This window comes from Nocardia sp. TBRC8007, assembly GCF_056629435.1.
Genome location: NZ_JBWSOR010000006.1, coordinates 86,964 through 101,164, shown reverse-complemented (window position 1 = coordinate 101,164; position 14,201 = coordinate 86,964). Strand labels below are relative to the sequence as shown.

Below are 14,201 nucleotides of genomic sequence, written 5' to 3'. Positions count from 1 at the left end.
TTGCTCAGCCACCGGGATGAGCATCGATCCGGCTCCTCATGAGCTCAACGGCAGCAGTTCGGGTCCAGCACCGTGCACAACGCGGCCAATGCGTCACGACGGGCTCGATGGAAGGTGTTCATGCCTCGGCGCTCGGACTCGACCAAGCCTGCCTTACGTAATTGGCTGAGGTGATGGCTGACTGTCGATTCCGACAATCCGACCGCTGTGGCGAGATCTCCGCTGTTCTCCTGTTCGTCCGGGCTGGTCAGTAGCAGGGACAACAGCTGAACTCGCGCTGGATCGGCGATCGCCTTCAATCGCAGCGCCACTTCCAGCGCAGCGTTCTGGTTCACCGGCCCAGCCGCGACCGGTGGGCAGCAGACGGGGGCGGACATATCGATCACGGGCAACGCCTTGGGCATGTGAACAACAATACCGGGAATGTTGACATATGTCGAAAAAGTGGCCACACTCGACGGTGTCAGCTCTTCGATATAAGTCACACAAGTGGAGGTTGTTACCATGTCCCGGATTCAGCTCGCCCTCAATGTCGATGACCTCGAGCAGGCCGTGCGGTTCTACTCAACGCTGTTACGCGCCGAACCTGCCAAGCGCAAGCCGGGCTATGCGAATTTCGCGATCACCGAGCCGCCACTGAAGCTGGTGCTGATCGAGAATCCCGGCCAGGGTGGCAGCATCAACCATCTCGGTATCGAGGTCGAGACCTCGGATCGAGTTCACGCGGAGATTACGCGTTTGTCGGAGGCAGGGCTGTTCACCGAGGAGCAGATTGCGACCACCTGTTGTTTCGCCACGCAGGACAAGGTCTGGGTTACCGCGCCGGATCAGGAGCGTTGGGAGGTGTACACCGTCCTCGCTGACAGTGAAGCCTTCGGTAGTGAAGCCTTCGATGCGGTACCAGCGCCCGCAGGGGCAGGCGCTGCCCAGCCATGCTGTGGTACGGCCGAGGAGGCCACTGTCGAGGGTGCGTGTTGCGGCAGCGAAGCGAAACGGGACGCGGTTGCTTCCGGTACCGCCTGCTGCGGCTGACCCTGCCCCGGAGCGGGTATTCATCGGTCATTCATTTGCCTATCGCCTGGCGCGCCATGGAACTTGCGCGCCAGGCGACGCGGTGTCAAGCGGCGGATCGTGCCCGCCCGATGAGGCCGATCAGGGCATCGACCGCGAGGAAAGCGAGTAGGCTCACGCCGACCAGCGGGGCGAACCAGCCGATCACCAACGCTGCGAGCAATAGTGGTACGACCAGCTGCGGCGTGGTCTCTCGCCATGCGCCGCGTTGCGGAGCCCGTCCTAGAATGAACCGGCTCGTGGCGCGAGCCGGTCGTCTACGCCACCACAGAAGATAGCCGCGCACGATGACAGTTATCAGTCCGATCATCGCCGTGAGCAGCAACACCTGATTGAGCACCCCGAACAGCAGTCCCATGTGGAACTGGATACCCCAGTTGGTGAATTTGGCCATCAGCGGCCACTCGGCATAGGGCAGGCGATCGGTGACTGTGCCGGTCGCGCCATCGACAGCGATTGCGTCGACGGTATAAGTACCGGGTATCCGACGTTCTTTCACCAAGAAAGCTTTCTCCGGCGTGGTCGGGATGGTGATCGCGGCGGCCCGGGTGATGCCCTCGGCACGCGCAGTCGCATACACCCGATCCAGCTGTGCGATCCGGTCGGGCATAGCGGTGGGCGTATGTACCGTGGTGCCGTCACCATGTCGTACGGAACTGGGGTCATGCTCGGGCGCAACAGCTCCGGGTAGCGCGGTGCTGACTGCGGGGGTGGTCCAGCTGAGCTGTTTGCGCAGCTCGGCGATATTCTCACCGGCGTAGGCCGACCAGGTCATGCCGGTCACCGATAGCAGCAGCGCCAAGGGGAGCACCCACAAGCCGACCGCGCCGTGCCAATTGGCTGTGCGCCCACGTTTGCTGAGCGATCGGTCGGCCGCGAACAGCCAAGCCCAGCCGTTGCGAGTGCGGCGGCTACGCACTCGGCGTACCCAGACGACCGAACCGGCCAGGGCAATGATCCACAGCCACGACGCGGCGAGCTCGCTGTAGATCCGGCCGGGCTCGCCCAGGTGTAAATCGCGGTGCAACTGGTCGATCCAGGTGCGCAGCGGCAGTGCTCTCGAACTGCCGTACACGACGGAATCGCCTACCGGTTGTGCGGTGTATGGGTTGACGAACACCGCACGCTGCTCGAACTCGGCCAACCTGGGATCGCTGAACAATACGCGGGTGGTGTCCGTCGGACCCGCCGCCGGGTCGACCGCAACCACCTGCAGATTCGGCTGGGTGGTTGTGGCGGCGCCGACTTGCTCCGCCAGCGATTTCGGCGTTCCTTCCGGGGTGACCGTCAGTAGTTCGCGCGACATGATCGACTCGATAGTCGGTGAGATCGCATAGAGTGCGCCGGTAACGGCCGCGATGAGCAGGAAAGGTCCGATGAACACGCCTGCGTAGAAATGCAGCCGCATGGCCAGCGCGGATAGGTCATTACGTGGCGCGGACCGGCGCGTGGTGGTGGATGTCTCCGTCGCCGCTGCCTCGGCGGCGGAGACGGTTGTCTCTGAGGTACTCATGATCATTTCGTTTCTGACGTCGGGAACCCGGAGGGGTACAAGTCGTCGTCCGGATAGCTGGACGGCGCTGGGCGCCGTGGTCGCAGGGCAACGCGCGGTCTGTAGGGTGACCGGTCCGCGCATCGCGGATACCTTGTCTGCCGGATGAGCCCGCAGAGGAAAAGCGGGCAGGCTCATTTCGGGCAGCCGTGATCTCGCCACACTGGTATGCGCGGTGGAAGTGCGCTTTCAGTAGGTCGGAGTTATCCCTACATCGTGGGAGTATGCGGCGCCGCTGCGCTCCACGACTGGCGGAGGCGAACGCTACGCGCGCTATGGTGTTCTCCGTTAGGGGGAGTGGAAGAGATCAGCGGGCAACCGGCAGTGGCGGTGCGCGCGTGCGGAGCGACTCGGTGGCAAGTACGCGGAGGATGACGCGGTCGCGGTGGGTCGTACGTAGAGGTGCATGGTGCGCGACGACAGGCGGAGTGTGGCGCGTCGGAAGCACACGAGCCAGTACTGCGGTCCCGATCCGATAGGCGTTCTCCGCGCCACGGATCACTATAGCGGCCACGGCGGTGGCGAACAGGTGCGCGATGAGCATGGCCGGGGACAGTTGGACATCACCGTGCCGCAGGTGTCCTGAGCTGAGTCCCATGGCGAGGTGGCCGAGCAACTGTCCGACCAGGAGCGCTGTGATCAGTCTGATGGGAGTGTGCAGGCCCGTCACCATGACACCGGTCGCGGCGGCGGCTGTCATGAGCAGCGCCAATGTGGTGGTGTCCGGTAGCCTTCCGTCGGTTGTCCAGCCGTGCGCCGCAACGGAAACGGTCGCTGAGATCGTACCGGCCGAACCGCCGCGCACCCGCGCGGCGGCACCGCGGCGCTGCGCGGCAGACCGGTCGAACTCTAGGAGCATCCGCTGATGATAACTGACGAGTAACAGCTGAATTCACCTATCGTTCGCCGGCCGCGGTGAGCTGCAGTGTTGCCGGGTGGAAACGATTCGGCCGGCCCTGGCGAAGGATCGCCGCGTTGAGCGCGTTGCCCGCTCAGCAGTGGACGTGCAGCTCAGCTCACATCGACTTCTATGTCGAACAGGGCCTTGCGTAGCAGTTTTCCGGTCGCATTGCGTGGAAGCTCTTCGAGGAAGATCACTTCGCGCGGTACTTTGTAGCGTGCGAGATTGGCCTTGACATAGTCTTTGATCTCCTGAGGGTCCTTCGTGCATTCCTGACTGGGGACGACGAAGGCGCGCAATCGTTTGCCGAACTCATGGTCTTCGACGCCGATAACGGCGGCTTCGAAGATGTCCTCGCGGCCAGACAGAAGGTTCTCCACTTCGAGCGGGAAGACATTCTCGCCGCCGGAGATGATCATGTCGTCGTCTCGGCCGTCGATGTAGAGCAGGCCATCGGCATCGAAATGGCCGACATCACCGCTGGATATCATGCCGTTCACGGTCTCCTTGGCACGGCCGTCGGTATAGCCGGTGAAGGCGAAACCGTTGTCCACGAAGATGGTCCCGGTGACATTCGGCTGGGTGATGGGCTTGCGATTCTCGTCGAGCAGCGCGATGCGGATACCGACCGGCGCCCGGCCCGCGGTGGTCGGTGATGTGCGCAGATCTGCGGGAGTGGCGACCGTCATCACCGCGCACTCGGTAGAGCCGTAAAGGTTGTACAGACTGTCGCCGAAGTAGTCCAGTGTGCGGGTCACCACATCTGGCGGGATGGCCGACCCCGCCGCGAAGATCACCTTGATGCTACTGACGTCGTACTTGGCCAGTATGTCGTCGTCGAGGTCGAGGACGCGCTGCAGCATGGTCGGCACCACGACCATCGAATCGGCTCGGTACTCGGCGATATTGGCCAAGGTCTGTTCGGGATCGAACCGGCGCTGCTGGAAGATCACCCGGTTGCCCAGCGCGAGGCCGAGGGTGAATTGGGACAGGCCGGTGGCATGGAAGATCGGCGCTGCCATGAGCATGGTGCCGTTGCGGGGTAACGGTATTCTATCGATGAATTGTGCTGAAGCGAAAGGGTTTACCCGATCGCGTGGTGCGCCTTTCGGAATGCCGGTGGTACCGCTGGTCAGGATGATCACGCCGCCGGGCTTGGTAGGCGCGGACAGTGACGCGGTGGTGTGGCTCTCGCGCAGTGTGTCGATTGTCGGGATCGACGCATCGACGGAGTCCTTGGCATCGACCCAGGTGAAGATGCGCGGGATTCCGGCGGGTATCGCGCTCATCAGACCGCTGAACTCGCTGTCGTGCAACACGGCTTTGACGTGTTCCCGCTCGGCCACATCGGCGAGCTGCGGTGCGGCGAAGCCGGTGTTCATCAGCACCGCGCGTACGCCGAGCTTGCCCGTGGCCAGTAGGCTCAGCACCATGCCGCGGTGGTCGCGGGCCAAGATCGCCACCACGTCACCGGGTTCGATGCCCGCGCTTTTCAGCCCACGTGCCAGGGCGTTGGACTGCCCATCGAGCTGGCGGAAGGTCAACGCACCGCGTTCGTCGACAATCGCCGTGGCGTTCGCTTTGGTCTGTGCGGCATGCATGACGACACCGGCGAACGGACCGAACTTCAGTACGTTGAACATCGACCGCGCCGTGTGGTCGGGGCGCAGCGGGTTGAACAACCGTCGCTTGCGCATCACATTCAGGCAGAGAGCGAAATCACCCGCTTTGCGAGCGGTTTCGCCCAATGCGAGAGAGGGGAGAGCCATCGAGAACAACCTTCCGGCGGCACCACTGGGTAGCCCCCCTAGTGGTATGGACCGCAGTTACAGGAGCTAGTGCTGGCGCCAACAGTAACAAGCGAACAGCACCGAATGTGGTACTTATCTCATGGATTTCCGCTCATGGAGACTAGCCGGGCATCCGGCTCTGGTCAGGACTGGCTCTTATAGTTCACCAGTACCCGGCGCAGCAGTTTGCCGGTTGCGTTGCGAGGCAGGTCGTCGAGGAAGATCACCTCGCGCGGTACCTTGTAGCGTGCGAGATTGGCCTTGACATACTTCTTGATCTCTTCTTCGTCCGGTGTGTAGCCCTGCTCCGGAACAACGAAGGCGCGCAGGCGTTTTCCGAACTCCATGTCGTCGACACCGACGACGGCGGCATCGAAGATATCGGGCCGCTCCAACAGCAGGTTCTCCACCTCTTGTGGGAAGACGTTCTCGCCGCCGGAGATGATCATATCGTCATCGCGACCGTCTACCATGAGCAAGCCGTGCTCGTCGAAGTGGCCGACATCGCCGCTGGACATGTAGCCGTCGATGATTTGTTTGTTCCTGCCGTCGGTGTAGCCCTCGAAAGGCGCGCCGCTGCGGACGAAGATGCGTGCGGTGGTATTGCGCGCGGTGACTTGCTGATTGTTGTCATCATAGAGCCGGATCTCGCAGGTGATCGGCGCGCGTCCGGCAGTGCCTGGTGCGAGGGCGAGGTCTTGCGGGTTGGCTACGCTCGCCACGGCGCATTCGGTCGAGCCGTAGAGGTTGTGGAGTACGGGCCCGAACACCTCGGTGGATTTGATCGTGAGTTCGGGCGACAGTGCCGAGCCGGCGAGTAGGATCGCCTTCAACGAGGACGTGTCGTACTTCGCCCGGATCGCCGGGTCCAATTCGACCATACGGTGCAGCATGGTGGGCACTGCCACCAACATCTCCGCCTTGTGGTCGGCGATCATTCGCAGCGTCGCCTCGGCGTCGAAGCGACGGCGCACCACCACTTTGTTGGCCATGACCGAGCCGACCGCCCAGGCCGCGAACCCCGTGCTGTGAAAGATCGGTGACACGATCACTTGAGCGCCGCCTCGTGGAAACGGAATTCGATCGACCAATTGCGCTGTGGCGAACGGGGAGACCTTGCTGCGTGGAGCACCTTTAGGCAAGCCGGTGGTGCCGCTGGTCAGAATGATGAAGCCACCGGGGCTGCTCGGCATGGGCAACGGGTCGGTGGAGTTGGCCGCGATCAGGTCGTCGAACGTCTTTTCGTCTTCGGGCAGCTCGGTGCCCTCGTCTACCCAGGTGAGGTAGTGCGGCAGCTCGGGCGGTAAGGCGTCGAGCAGACCGAGGAACTCACTGTCATGCAACACGACCTTGACTTGTTCGCGCTGACACACCTCGGCGAACTGTGGCTTGGCGAGCCCGGTGTTCATCAACACCAGCCGTGTCCCTAGCTTGCCCGCGGCGGCCATGGTCAGGATCAGGCCACGGTGGTCGCGTGCCAAGACGGCGATCACCGTACCCTCGGTAATACCGGACGCACGCAGTCCCCGCGCGATCGCGGTCGACTGCTCGTCCAGTTCGCGATAGGTCAGCGTACCCGCCTCATCTGCGAGAGCAGGCGCATCCGGCGCCACTCGCGCGGAGTGCCGAATTACCGATGCCTGCAGGCCGAGGATCTTCGACTCTTTGATTGTCCGCAGGGTCTCCAGCGGATTCCGGAAATTGATGATGCGATGATCGGACAGCACGCGTAGCGCTTGCACAGCTTCCAGTGCGTGAGCCATCTTCATGTCGAACACCTCCACAAACCCGCACGCTGGTGCTCCCTCCGAGCGAACCAGGACGGCGTTTCAGTAGTCACCGTAGCAATGTGAAGTGTGTCAGATCACAGGAAAACCGAGCAAGTGTAGCTCGCCGTATCGCGCGGACTCGTACATCCCCGTGTTGTGAGAAGCGTTTCCGCTTCCGAGCGAACGAATGAAAAGACTTGGCCCGGCTACCGGAGCCTGCTGGTGCCGAGGCAGGCACCGGCTCCGGTAGCCCACCAACCTATTTCAGCTCAGTACTGGTCTTTCCGAGGATGCGGCGCGCCACGATGAGCTGTTGGATCTGCTGAGTGCCTTCGAAGATGTCCAGGATCTTGGCGTCGCGGCCCCATTTCTCCAGCAGTGTGTGCTGCGAGTAGCCGATAGCACCGGCCAACTCGACCGCTTTGAGGGTAACGTCGGTGCCGGTGCGGCCTGCTTTCGCTTTGGACATGGATGCTTCGAGCGAGTTGGGCTTCTTATTGTCGGCCATCCAGGCCGCCCGCAGGGCGAGTAGATAGGCAGACTCGTAATCGGCTTCCATCCGCAGGAATTCGGCGGCTGCGGCATGTTGGTTGTTCGCTGGAGTGTCGTAGGAGATCTCGACCCCCGCGGCGGTCAGAATCGCCCGCAGTTCCTCCAGTGCGGCCCGGGCGACACCGATCGCCATCCCGGCGACGAGTGGACGGGTGTTGTCGAAGGTCTGCATGACCCCCGCGAAACCCTTCTCCACATTGACTTCCGGGTTGCCGAGGATGTTGTCCTTCGGAATCCGGCAGTCCTGCAGCAGGAGTACAGCGGTGTCAGAAGCCTTGATGCCGAGTTTGTGCTCCAGCCTGGCCACTGACAGGCCAGGGGCGTCACGCGGCACGACGAACGACTTGATCGCCGCTCGACCGAGGCTTTTGTCCAGTGTCGCCCATACCACGATGTGGGTCGAGCGCTGGCCCGCGGTCACGAAGATCTTCTCGCCATTGAGCACCCACTCGTCGCCGTCGAGCACGGCGGTGGTGGACACTGCGGCGGAGTCGGAACCGAAGGACGGCTCGGTGATCGCCATCGAGGCCCAGACCTTGCCGAAGCGCTCGAGCTGTTCGTCGGTGGCCACGGCGGCGATGGCGGCATTGCCCAGGCCCTGGTAGGGGATCGACAACATCAGGCCGACGTCACCCCAGGAGGTCTCCAGCGCATTCAACATCGCGGACATGTTGCCGCCATTGGTGTTTCCGAGCAGCTCGGTGGCATGCCGGTCGGTTTCGCTGTCGTCGGCTCGGCCACTGGAGGCACCGCCGATCTTCTGGGTGCCGGAGTCGGCCAGGCCTTCGATCATGGCGGCCATGGTGTCCAGCTCGACGGGGTAGGTATGTTCGGCGATGTCGTACTTGCGCGAGATCGGACGAAGTATCTCTTTGGCGACCTGATAGGCCTGATTCGAGCTGGCTCGCAGCTTCTTGGGGAGTTCGAGATTGATCATGGTGGTTCTCCTGGAAAGCGACTGCGACCGGTCAGATGAGTACGACGCCTTCGGCGACGCCGATGGCTCGCAAGTCGCGGTACCAGCGCTCGACCGGGTGTTCCTTGACGAAGCCATGGCCACCGAGCAGCTGGACGCCGTCGAGGCCGATCTGCATGCCCTTGTCGGTAGCGAGTTTTCTGGCGAGCGCCGCCTCCCTGCCGAACGGCAGGTCCTGCTCCGCTCGTGAGGCGCCGCGCAAGGTCACCAGTCGTAGACCGTCGAGTTCGATCGCGATATTGGCGACCATGAATGCCACTGCTTGGCGGTGTGAGATCGGCTCGCCGAATGCTTCTCGCTCATTCACGTACGGAATCACATAGTCCAGCACTGCTCGGCCGGTGCCCGCGGCGAGTGATGCCCACCCGAGGCGGGCCAAGCGCACGGCGTCGGCGTACTCTTCGGCGCGGGTGCTCGCGTCACCATCGCCGAGGATGGCGTCGGCGCCGACTATGACATCATCCAAGATCAGTCGGCCCAAGCCCGCGGCGCGCAACCCCATGCTCGGGTCGGCCTCAACGACGAGGCCCGGCGCGTCCGATTCGATGATGAACAGCGCGGGACGGCCGTCCAATTCGGCGGCGACCAAGAACAGTTCGGCGTCGGCTGCGGCGGGAACCAGGCTCTTCAACCCGGAAATACGGTAACCACTCGGCGAGCGCTTCGCCTTCGTCTGCAGTGCGAAGGGGTCGAACAGCGCGTGCGGCTCGCTGATCACGACCGAGGCTTGCGGCACGTTCTCACCGGCGAAAGCCGGTAGATAGGACTTTTGCTGCGTGTCGTTGCCCCATTGCGTCAGCGCGACGGCGACACCGCTCGGTGCCAGGATGGGTAGGGCCAAGCCCATGTCACCATGCGCCAGTGCTTCGGCGACCAGGGAGTTGGTGATCGCGCCACGTACTGAGGCCGCACCATCGAGCTCCTCGGGAACGTTGATCACAGTGATGCCGAGTTCGGCGGCTCGTTCGAGCAGGTCGAGTGGTGCCTTGGCAGTGTTGTCCGCTTCGGGAGCGGCCGGCCGCAGGATCTCGGCGGCGAACTCCTGCACCGTCTCGACGATCATCTGCTGTTCGTCGGTCGGTGTCAGGTCGAAAAAGCCCTTGCTCTGCGCATCGGCGGTCGCCGGTCGTTTCGGGGTGTCAGTGCCTGTGACCTTGGCGAAGGTGCGGGTCGCGGCGCCGAGCGTGCGGAAGCCGGTTTTGGTGCCCTCGTAGGTGACGCGCTCGATCGGCTTGCGCAGGTTGTACTTCCCGGCGAGATCGGATCCGGTAAAAGTGGTCATGACCCGCATCGCCGCGCCCATCCAGTCCCGCTTGGGCTGGTTCAGCCCGACTGCGGACGTATCTGGACGTCGCCTCGTTGCGCTGTCTCGAGTACTCATTATCACCTGTTTTCTCGGACGTATTGGTGCGGTCTATCTGGATATATCTTACTATTGAGTAAGAAGAGCGTCGAGGTGCGGAAATCGCGGAGTATTCTGATCACGGCCGGTCGTGCGGCGAGTCTCTGATCGAGCTCACGGCGGCATTCGAGCCCGATTCGCTGAATCCGCGTTTCCGTTGTGTGAAGAGGTGGACGTGGATGACCGACGCTGATATGGCAGGCGCACTCGGCATCGATCGCGGACACAGTGTAGGTTTTCGCCGAACGTCGTAGGCGCCTGCCTTCGGGGCGTACGACTCCTCCCCGCGCTCGCGTGCCGCCGGACGCGAGCCCGTATCACTCGCGGACGTAGTACCGCAGAGTTCCGTAAGCGGTCAGGGCGGCGAATGCGACGCCGACCGGGGCGATGACCAGCGCGGTCATCATAATGTCATCGGCGGTGATACGTGGGAAGACTTTGCTGGCGAACAGGTCTCCGAGAGCGCGATCGATGACCAGCGGCCGGGCGGCGAGCAGGCCGAGCGCCGCGAGCCCGGAACCGGCCAGCGCCGCGACCATCGCCTCCAGCAGAAACGGCAACTGGGTGTACCAGCGGGTAGCGCCGACCAATCGCATGATGCCCACTTCTGTACGCCGGGTGAACGCCGCGATCTGCACCATGTTCGCGATCAAGAGCAACGCGGCCAGTGCCTGCAGCACGGCCAGACCGAACGCCGCATTGCGCAGTCCGTCGAACAAGCTGACCAGCCGGTCTACGATGTCCTTGTCATTGCGCACCATCCCTACACCAGGACGGTTGTGGAAGTTCGCATAGATCGTCGGATACAGCTGCGCGTTCTCCATCTTCACACGCAGTGAGGCAGGCAGTGGTGTCTCACTCACGTACTTCGCCAACTCGGGCTGGTCCTTGAAGGTCTTTTCCTTGGCTTCCCGGATTGCCGCCTCTCGATTGATGAATTGGACCGACTCCACGCCCGCGGTCGCCTTCAAATCGGCCATGATCGATCGACACGGTTCTTGTGAACAGTCCGGGTCGTTGGCCGAGACCTCCTCGGTCAGGTACAGCCGAACTTCGAGCCGGTCGAGGAAGTACTGCTCGGTCTTGTCCGCGATCCGTACTGCGAGCAGACCGCCGCCGAGCATTGTGAGGGAGACTGCGGTGGTCAGGATCATCGCGACGGTCATCGTGACATTGCGGCGCAATCCCTCGAGCACCTCGCCGAGGAGGAAACTCGCGCGCATTACCGGCCTACTCCGTAGACTCCGGTCGCTTCGTCACGGACCAAGTGCCCGTGATCGAGCTCCACTACCCGCCTGCGCATTGTGTCGACAATATAGCTGTCGTGGGTGGCCATCACCACCGTCGTACCGATCCGATTGATCCTTTCCAGCAGCAGCATGATGTCGGCACTGGTGTCGGGGTCGAGGTTGCCGGTCGGTTCGTCGGCCAAGAGCACCAACGGCCGGTTCACCGAAGCCCGGGCGATCGCCACGCGCTGTTGCTCACCGCCGGACAGTTCGGTCGGTAGCCGATCGGCCTTTCCGCTCAAGCCGACCATATCGAGTACCTCAGGGACGGTGCGGTCGATGAACTGGCGGCGCTTGCCGATCACTTCCAGGGCGAACGCGACATTCTGGTAGACCGTTTTCTGCTGCAGCAGCCGGAAATCCTGGAAGACGCATCCGATGCGCTGGCGCAGCTTGGGCACTTTGCGACCGGATAACTGGTCGACCCGGAAGTCGGCAAGGGTGATTTCACCTGCGGTGGGCGACTCCTCCCGCAGCAGCAAACGCATGAAGGTCGACTTTCCCGAGCCGGACGGTCCGATGATGAAGACGAACTCACCTTTGTCGACGTCGACCGTGACGTTGTCCAACGCGGGTCGCGTCGAGGTCTTGTACGACTTGGTCACGTTCCGCATGGTGATCACGGGAAGCCAGTGTAGTCAGCGATCACATAAGCCCAGGGTTGTCAACCGAGGGTGGCCGGGCAGCGCGGTTTTCCTACCGGTTCATGGGCCATGTGGACCGGTAACCGCTGCCTCAGGGAATCTGTCGACCAGAGTGGCAGGTCCATGTGGCGTGGCATCCGGTTTGACGAGTACGTACAACACGAATGTGGCGATCCAGGTTGACATCAGGATCGCGGTGGATCTACGTGGCCGCACTGATCCCCTCCCGACGCAATGCCGCGGCTACCCGCACTCGTAGTTCGCGTCCGACGTCGAACTGTTTACCCGGCAACGTGCGAGCGACCATTCGAATATTCATCTGATCGACGGTGAGGTCTTCTACACCCATCACAGTGGGCTCGTCGAGTAGTAATGGCTCGAGACTGGCATCCCGGTACGCCTGTCGACCGACCTCGTGCAGTATTTCGTTGACCCTGGTGATATCGGCGTCAGCGGCTACCGGGACATCGATCGCGGCACGCGCCCAATCCTTCGACAAGTTCATGACCTTGACGATCTGCCCATTGGGCACGGTGATCACCTCACCGTCCGCGTTGCGCAAGGTGGTGATCCGCAGCGTGACATCTTCGACTGTGCCCTCGGCCTGCCCTGCGGCCCCGGCTACCGATATCTGGACTACATCACCGAAACCGTACTGTCGCTCGGTGATCAGGAAGAATCCGGCGAGGATGTCCTGCACGATGCGCTGCGCGCCGAAGCCGAGGGCGGCGCCCAGCACTGCGGCAGGTGCGATCAACCCGGTGACGGCGAAGCCGAGCCGCCGCAGCACTTCTATGGCGATCAGCACGTAGGCGATGGTCAGCACTACCCAGGTGATCACCTGGGCCAGCGCATGGCGATGTTTGGCCGCCTCGGTACGCACCAGCGCGTCGCTGCTATGGAATCCGGCGTCGATCTTGTGGGTGATCCGGTCCCTGATGAAGGTGGCGAACCGACTGAACAATACCGCGCCGAGGACGAGCAGCACGATCTCCAGGCCGGAACCACGCAGCCACGTGATCGAATCAGCGGAGGCGATCGCCTGGACTTCCGCGCCTCCCACCTAGCTCGCCTGCTCTCGCATTCGCCAGCGGATACCGGATTCGATGAACCCGTCGATCTCACCGTCGAGTACTACTGAGGGATTGTTGACCTCGTGGTTCGTCCGCAGGTCCTTGACCATCTGATACGGGTGCAGTACGTAGGAGCGCATCTGATTGCCCCAGGAAGCGCCCTCGTTGGTCTTCAGCGCGTCCATCTCGGCCCGCTCCTGCTGTCGCTTGCGCTCCAAGAGCTTGGCCTGCAGTACGCGCATGGCCGAGATCTTGTTCTGTAGCTGAGATTTCTCATTCTGGCAGGTCACCACGATGCCGGTCGGCAGGTGAGTGATCCGAACCGCGGAGTCGGTGGTGTTGACGCTCTGGCCGCCCGGACCGGAGGATCGGTACACGTCGACCCGGATCTCGGTCTCGGGGACCTCGATATGGTCGGTGGTCTCCACCACAGGGAGCACTTCGACCTCGGCGAAGGAGGTCTGGCGGCGACCTTGGTTGTCGAACGGGCTGATCCGCACCAAGCGGTGCGTGCCCATCTCCACCGACAGCGTGCCATAGGCGTAGGGTGCCTTCACCGCGAAGGTGGCACTCTTGATTCCCGCCTCTTCGGCGTAGGAGGTGTCGTAGACCTCCACTGGATACTTGTGCCGGTCGGCCCAGCGGATGTACATGCGCATCAGCATCTCGGCCCAATCGGCGGCATCTACACCGCCTGCGCCGGAGCGGATGTTCACCAGCGCGTCGCGCTTGTCGTACTCACCTGACAGCAGCGTGCGGACTTCCATCGCTTCCACATCGCCATGCAGCGCGTCGCGCTCGGCGTCGGCCTCGGCGAGCGCGTCGGCCTTGGCTTCTCCCTCTTCGTCCTCTGCCAGTTCGTAGAGTACCGGCAGGTCGTCGAGTCGTTGCCGCAGCTCCTCGACTCGGCGCAGCTCACCCTGGGCATGAGAGAGTTCACTGGTGACTCGCTGAGCGCGGTCCTGGTCGTTCCACAGATCGGGGTCGGCGGCCTGGTGCTCGAGCTCGTCGATACGACGGCGTAGCTCGTCGATGTCGAGGACCGATTCGACTGTTTTCAAGGTAGCGTCGAGTTCGGCGAGATCAGCGGAAACATCGGGATGCACGATCGTCAAGCCTAGCTGGCCTTCGACAAGCGCAGTACGCGAGTGCGCGCGGGGTGATCCAACACGGGCTCTGCGT

At 62.8% G+C, this 14,201-nt stretch carries 13 protein-coding genes; 1 reads left to right on the top strand and 12 read right to left on the bottom strand.

The window, feature by feature from the left end; genetic code table 11:
* Window positions 1-44: 44 nt before the first annotated feature.
* The gene (locus ACX4ZE_RS08885; protein WP_480272850.1) at window positions 45-404 is read right to left on the bottom strand and encodes an Rv2640c family ArsR-like transcriptional regulator; all 360 of its coding nucleotides are present in this window, start codon (window positions 402-404) and stop codon (window positions 45-47) included.
* A 100-nt stretch (window positions 405-504) separates the two neighbouring features.
* On the opposite strand from ACX4ZE_RS08885, the gene ACX4ZE_RS08880 reads away from it, so the two are divergent.
* On the top strand, window positions 505-1,032 hold the full coding sequence (locus tag ACX4ZE_RS08880; protein ID WP_480272849.1) for an ArsI/CadI family heavy metal resistance metalloenzyme: 528 nt from the start codon (window positions 505-507) through the stop codon (window positions 1,030-1,032).
* Window positions 1,033-1,117: 85 nt separating this feature from the next.
* Here ACX4ZE_RS08880 and ACX4ZE_RS08875 read toward each other — a convergent pair whose 3' ends face one another.
* The 11 genes from ACX4ZE_RS08875 to prfB form a co-directional block, all read right to left on the bottom strand.
* Window positions 1,118-2,584, bottom strand: coding sequence for a PepSY-associated TM helix domain-containing protein (locus tag ACX4ZE_RS08875; protein ID WP_480272848.1), 1,467 nt, complete (start codon window positions 2,582-2,584; stop codon window positions 1,118-1,120).
* A 346-nt stretch (window positions 2,585-2,930) separates the two neighbouring features.
* The gene (locus ACX4ZE_RS08870) at window positions 2,931-3,482 is read right to left on the bottom strand and encodes a hypothetical protein (protein ID WP_480272847.1); all 552 of its coding nucleotides are present in this window, start codon (window positions 3,480-3,482) and stop codon (window positions 2,931-2,933) included.
* A gap of 152 nt (window positions 3,483-3,634) precedes the next feature.
* Window positions 3,635-5,293 carry an acyl-CoA synthetase gene (locus ACX4ZE_RS08865; protein WP_480272846.1) on the bottom strand — a complete coding sequence of 553 codons (1,659 nt, stop codon included), beginning with the start codon at window positions 5,291-5,293 and terminating at the stop codon, window positions 3,635-3,637.
* Window positions 5,294-5,457: 164 nt separating this feature from the next.
* Window positions 5,458-7,083, bottom strand: coding sequence for an acyl-CoA synthetase (locus ACX4ZE_RS08860; RefSeq protein ID WP_480272845.1), 1,626 nt, complete (start codon window positions 7,081-7,083; stop codon window positions 5,458-5,460).
* 259 nt (window positions 7,084-7,342) lie between these two features.
* A complete protein-coding gene (locus tag ACX4ZE_RS08855; protein ID WP_480272844.1) occupies window positions 7,343-8,572 on the bottom strand; it encodes an acyl-CoA dehydrogenase family protein in 1,230 nt (409 codons plus the stop codon).
* Between the two features lie 31 nt (window positions 8,573-8,603).
* On the bottom strand, window positions 8,604-9,998 hold the full coding sequence (locus ACX4ZE_RS08850) for an acyl-CoA dehydrogenase family protein (protein ID WP_480272843.1): 1,395 nt from the start codon (window positions 9,996-9,998) through the stop codon (window positions 8,604-8,606).
* Between the two features lie 332 nt (window positions 9,999-10,330).
* Window positions 10,331-11,236: a permease-like cell division protein FtsX gene (gene ftsX / locus ACX4ZE_RS08845; protein ID WP_480272842.1), complete on the bottom strand. Its 906-nt coding sequence runs from the start codon at window positions 11,234-11,236 to the stop codon at window positions 10,331-10,333.
* Window positions 11,236-11,925 carry a cell division ATP-binding protein FtsE gene (gene ftsE, locus ACX4ZE_RS08840; protein WP_480272841.1) on the bottom strand — a complete coding sequence of 230 codons (690 nt, stop codon included), beginning with the start codon at window positions 11,923-11,925 and terminating at the stop codon, window positions 11,236-11,238. Before ftsE ends, ftsX begins: the two co-directional genes overlap by 1 nt.
* An 81-nt stretch (window positions 11,926-12,006) precedes the next feature.
* Window positions 12,007-12,132: a hypothetical protein gene (locus ACX4ZE_RS08835; protein ID WP_480272840.1), complete on the bottom strand. Its 126-nt coding sequence runs from the start codon at window positions 12,130-12,132 to the stop codon at window positions 12,007-12,009.
* Between the two features lie 16 nt (window positions 12,133-12,148).
* A complete protein-coding gene (locus ACX4ZE_RS08830; RefSeq protein ID WP_480272839.1) occupies window positions 12,149-13,009 on the bottom strand; it encodes a mechanosensitive ion channel family protein in 861 nt (286 codons plus the stop codon).
* Window positions 13,010-14,125, bottom strand: a complete 1,116-nt coding sequence (gene prfB / locus ACX4ZE_RS08825; RefSeq protein WP_480272838.1) for a peptide chain release factor 2 — start codon at window positions 14,123-14,125, stop codon at window positions 13,010-13,012. It abuts the gene before it with no gap.
* Window positions 14,126-14,201 lie beyond the last annotated feature (76 nt).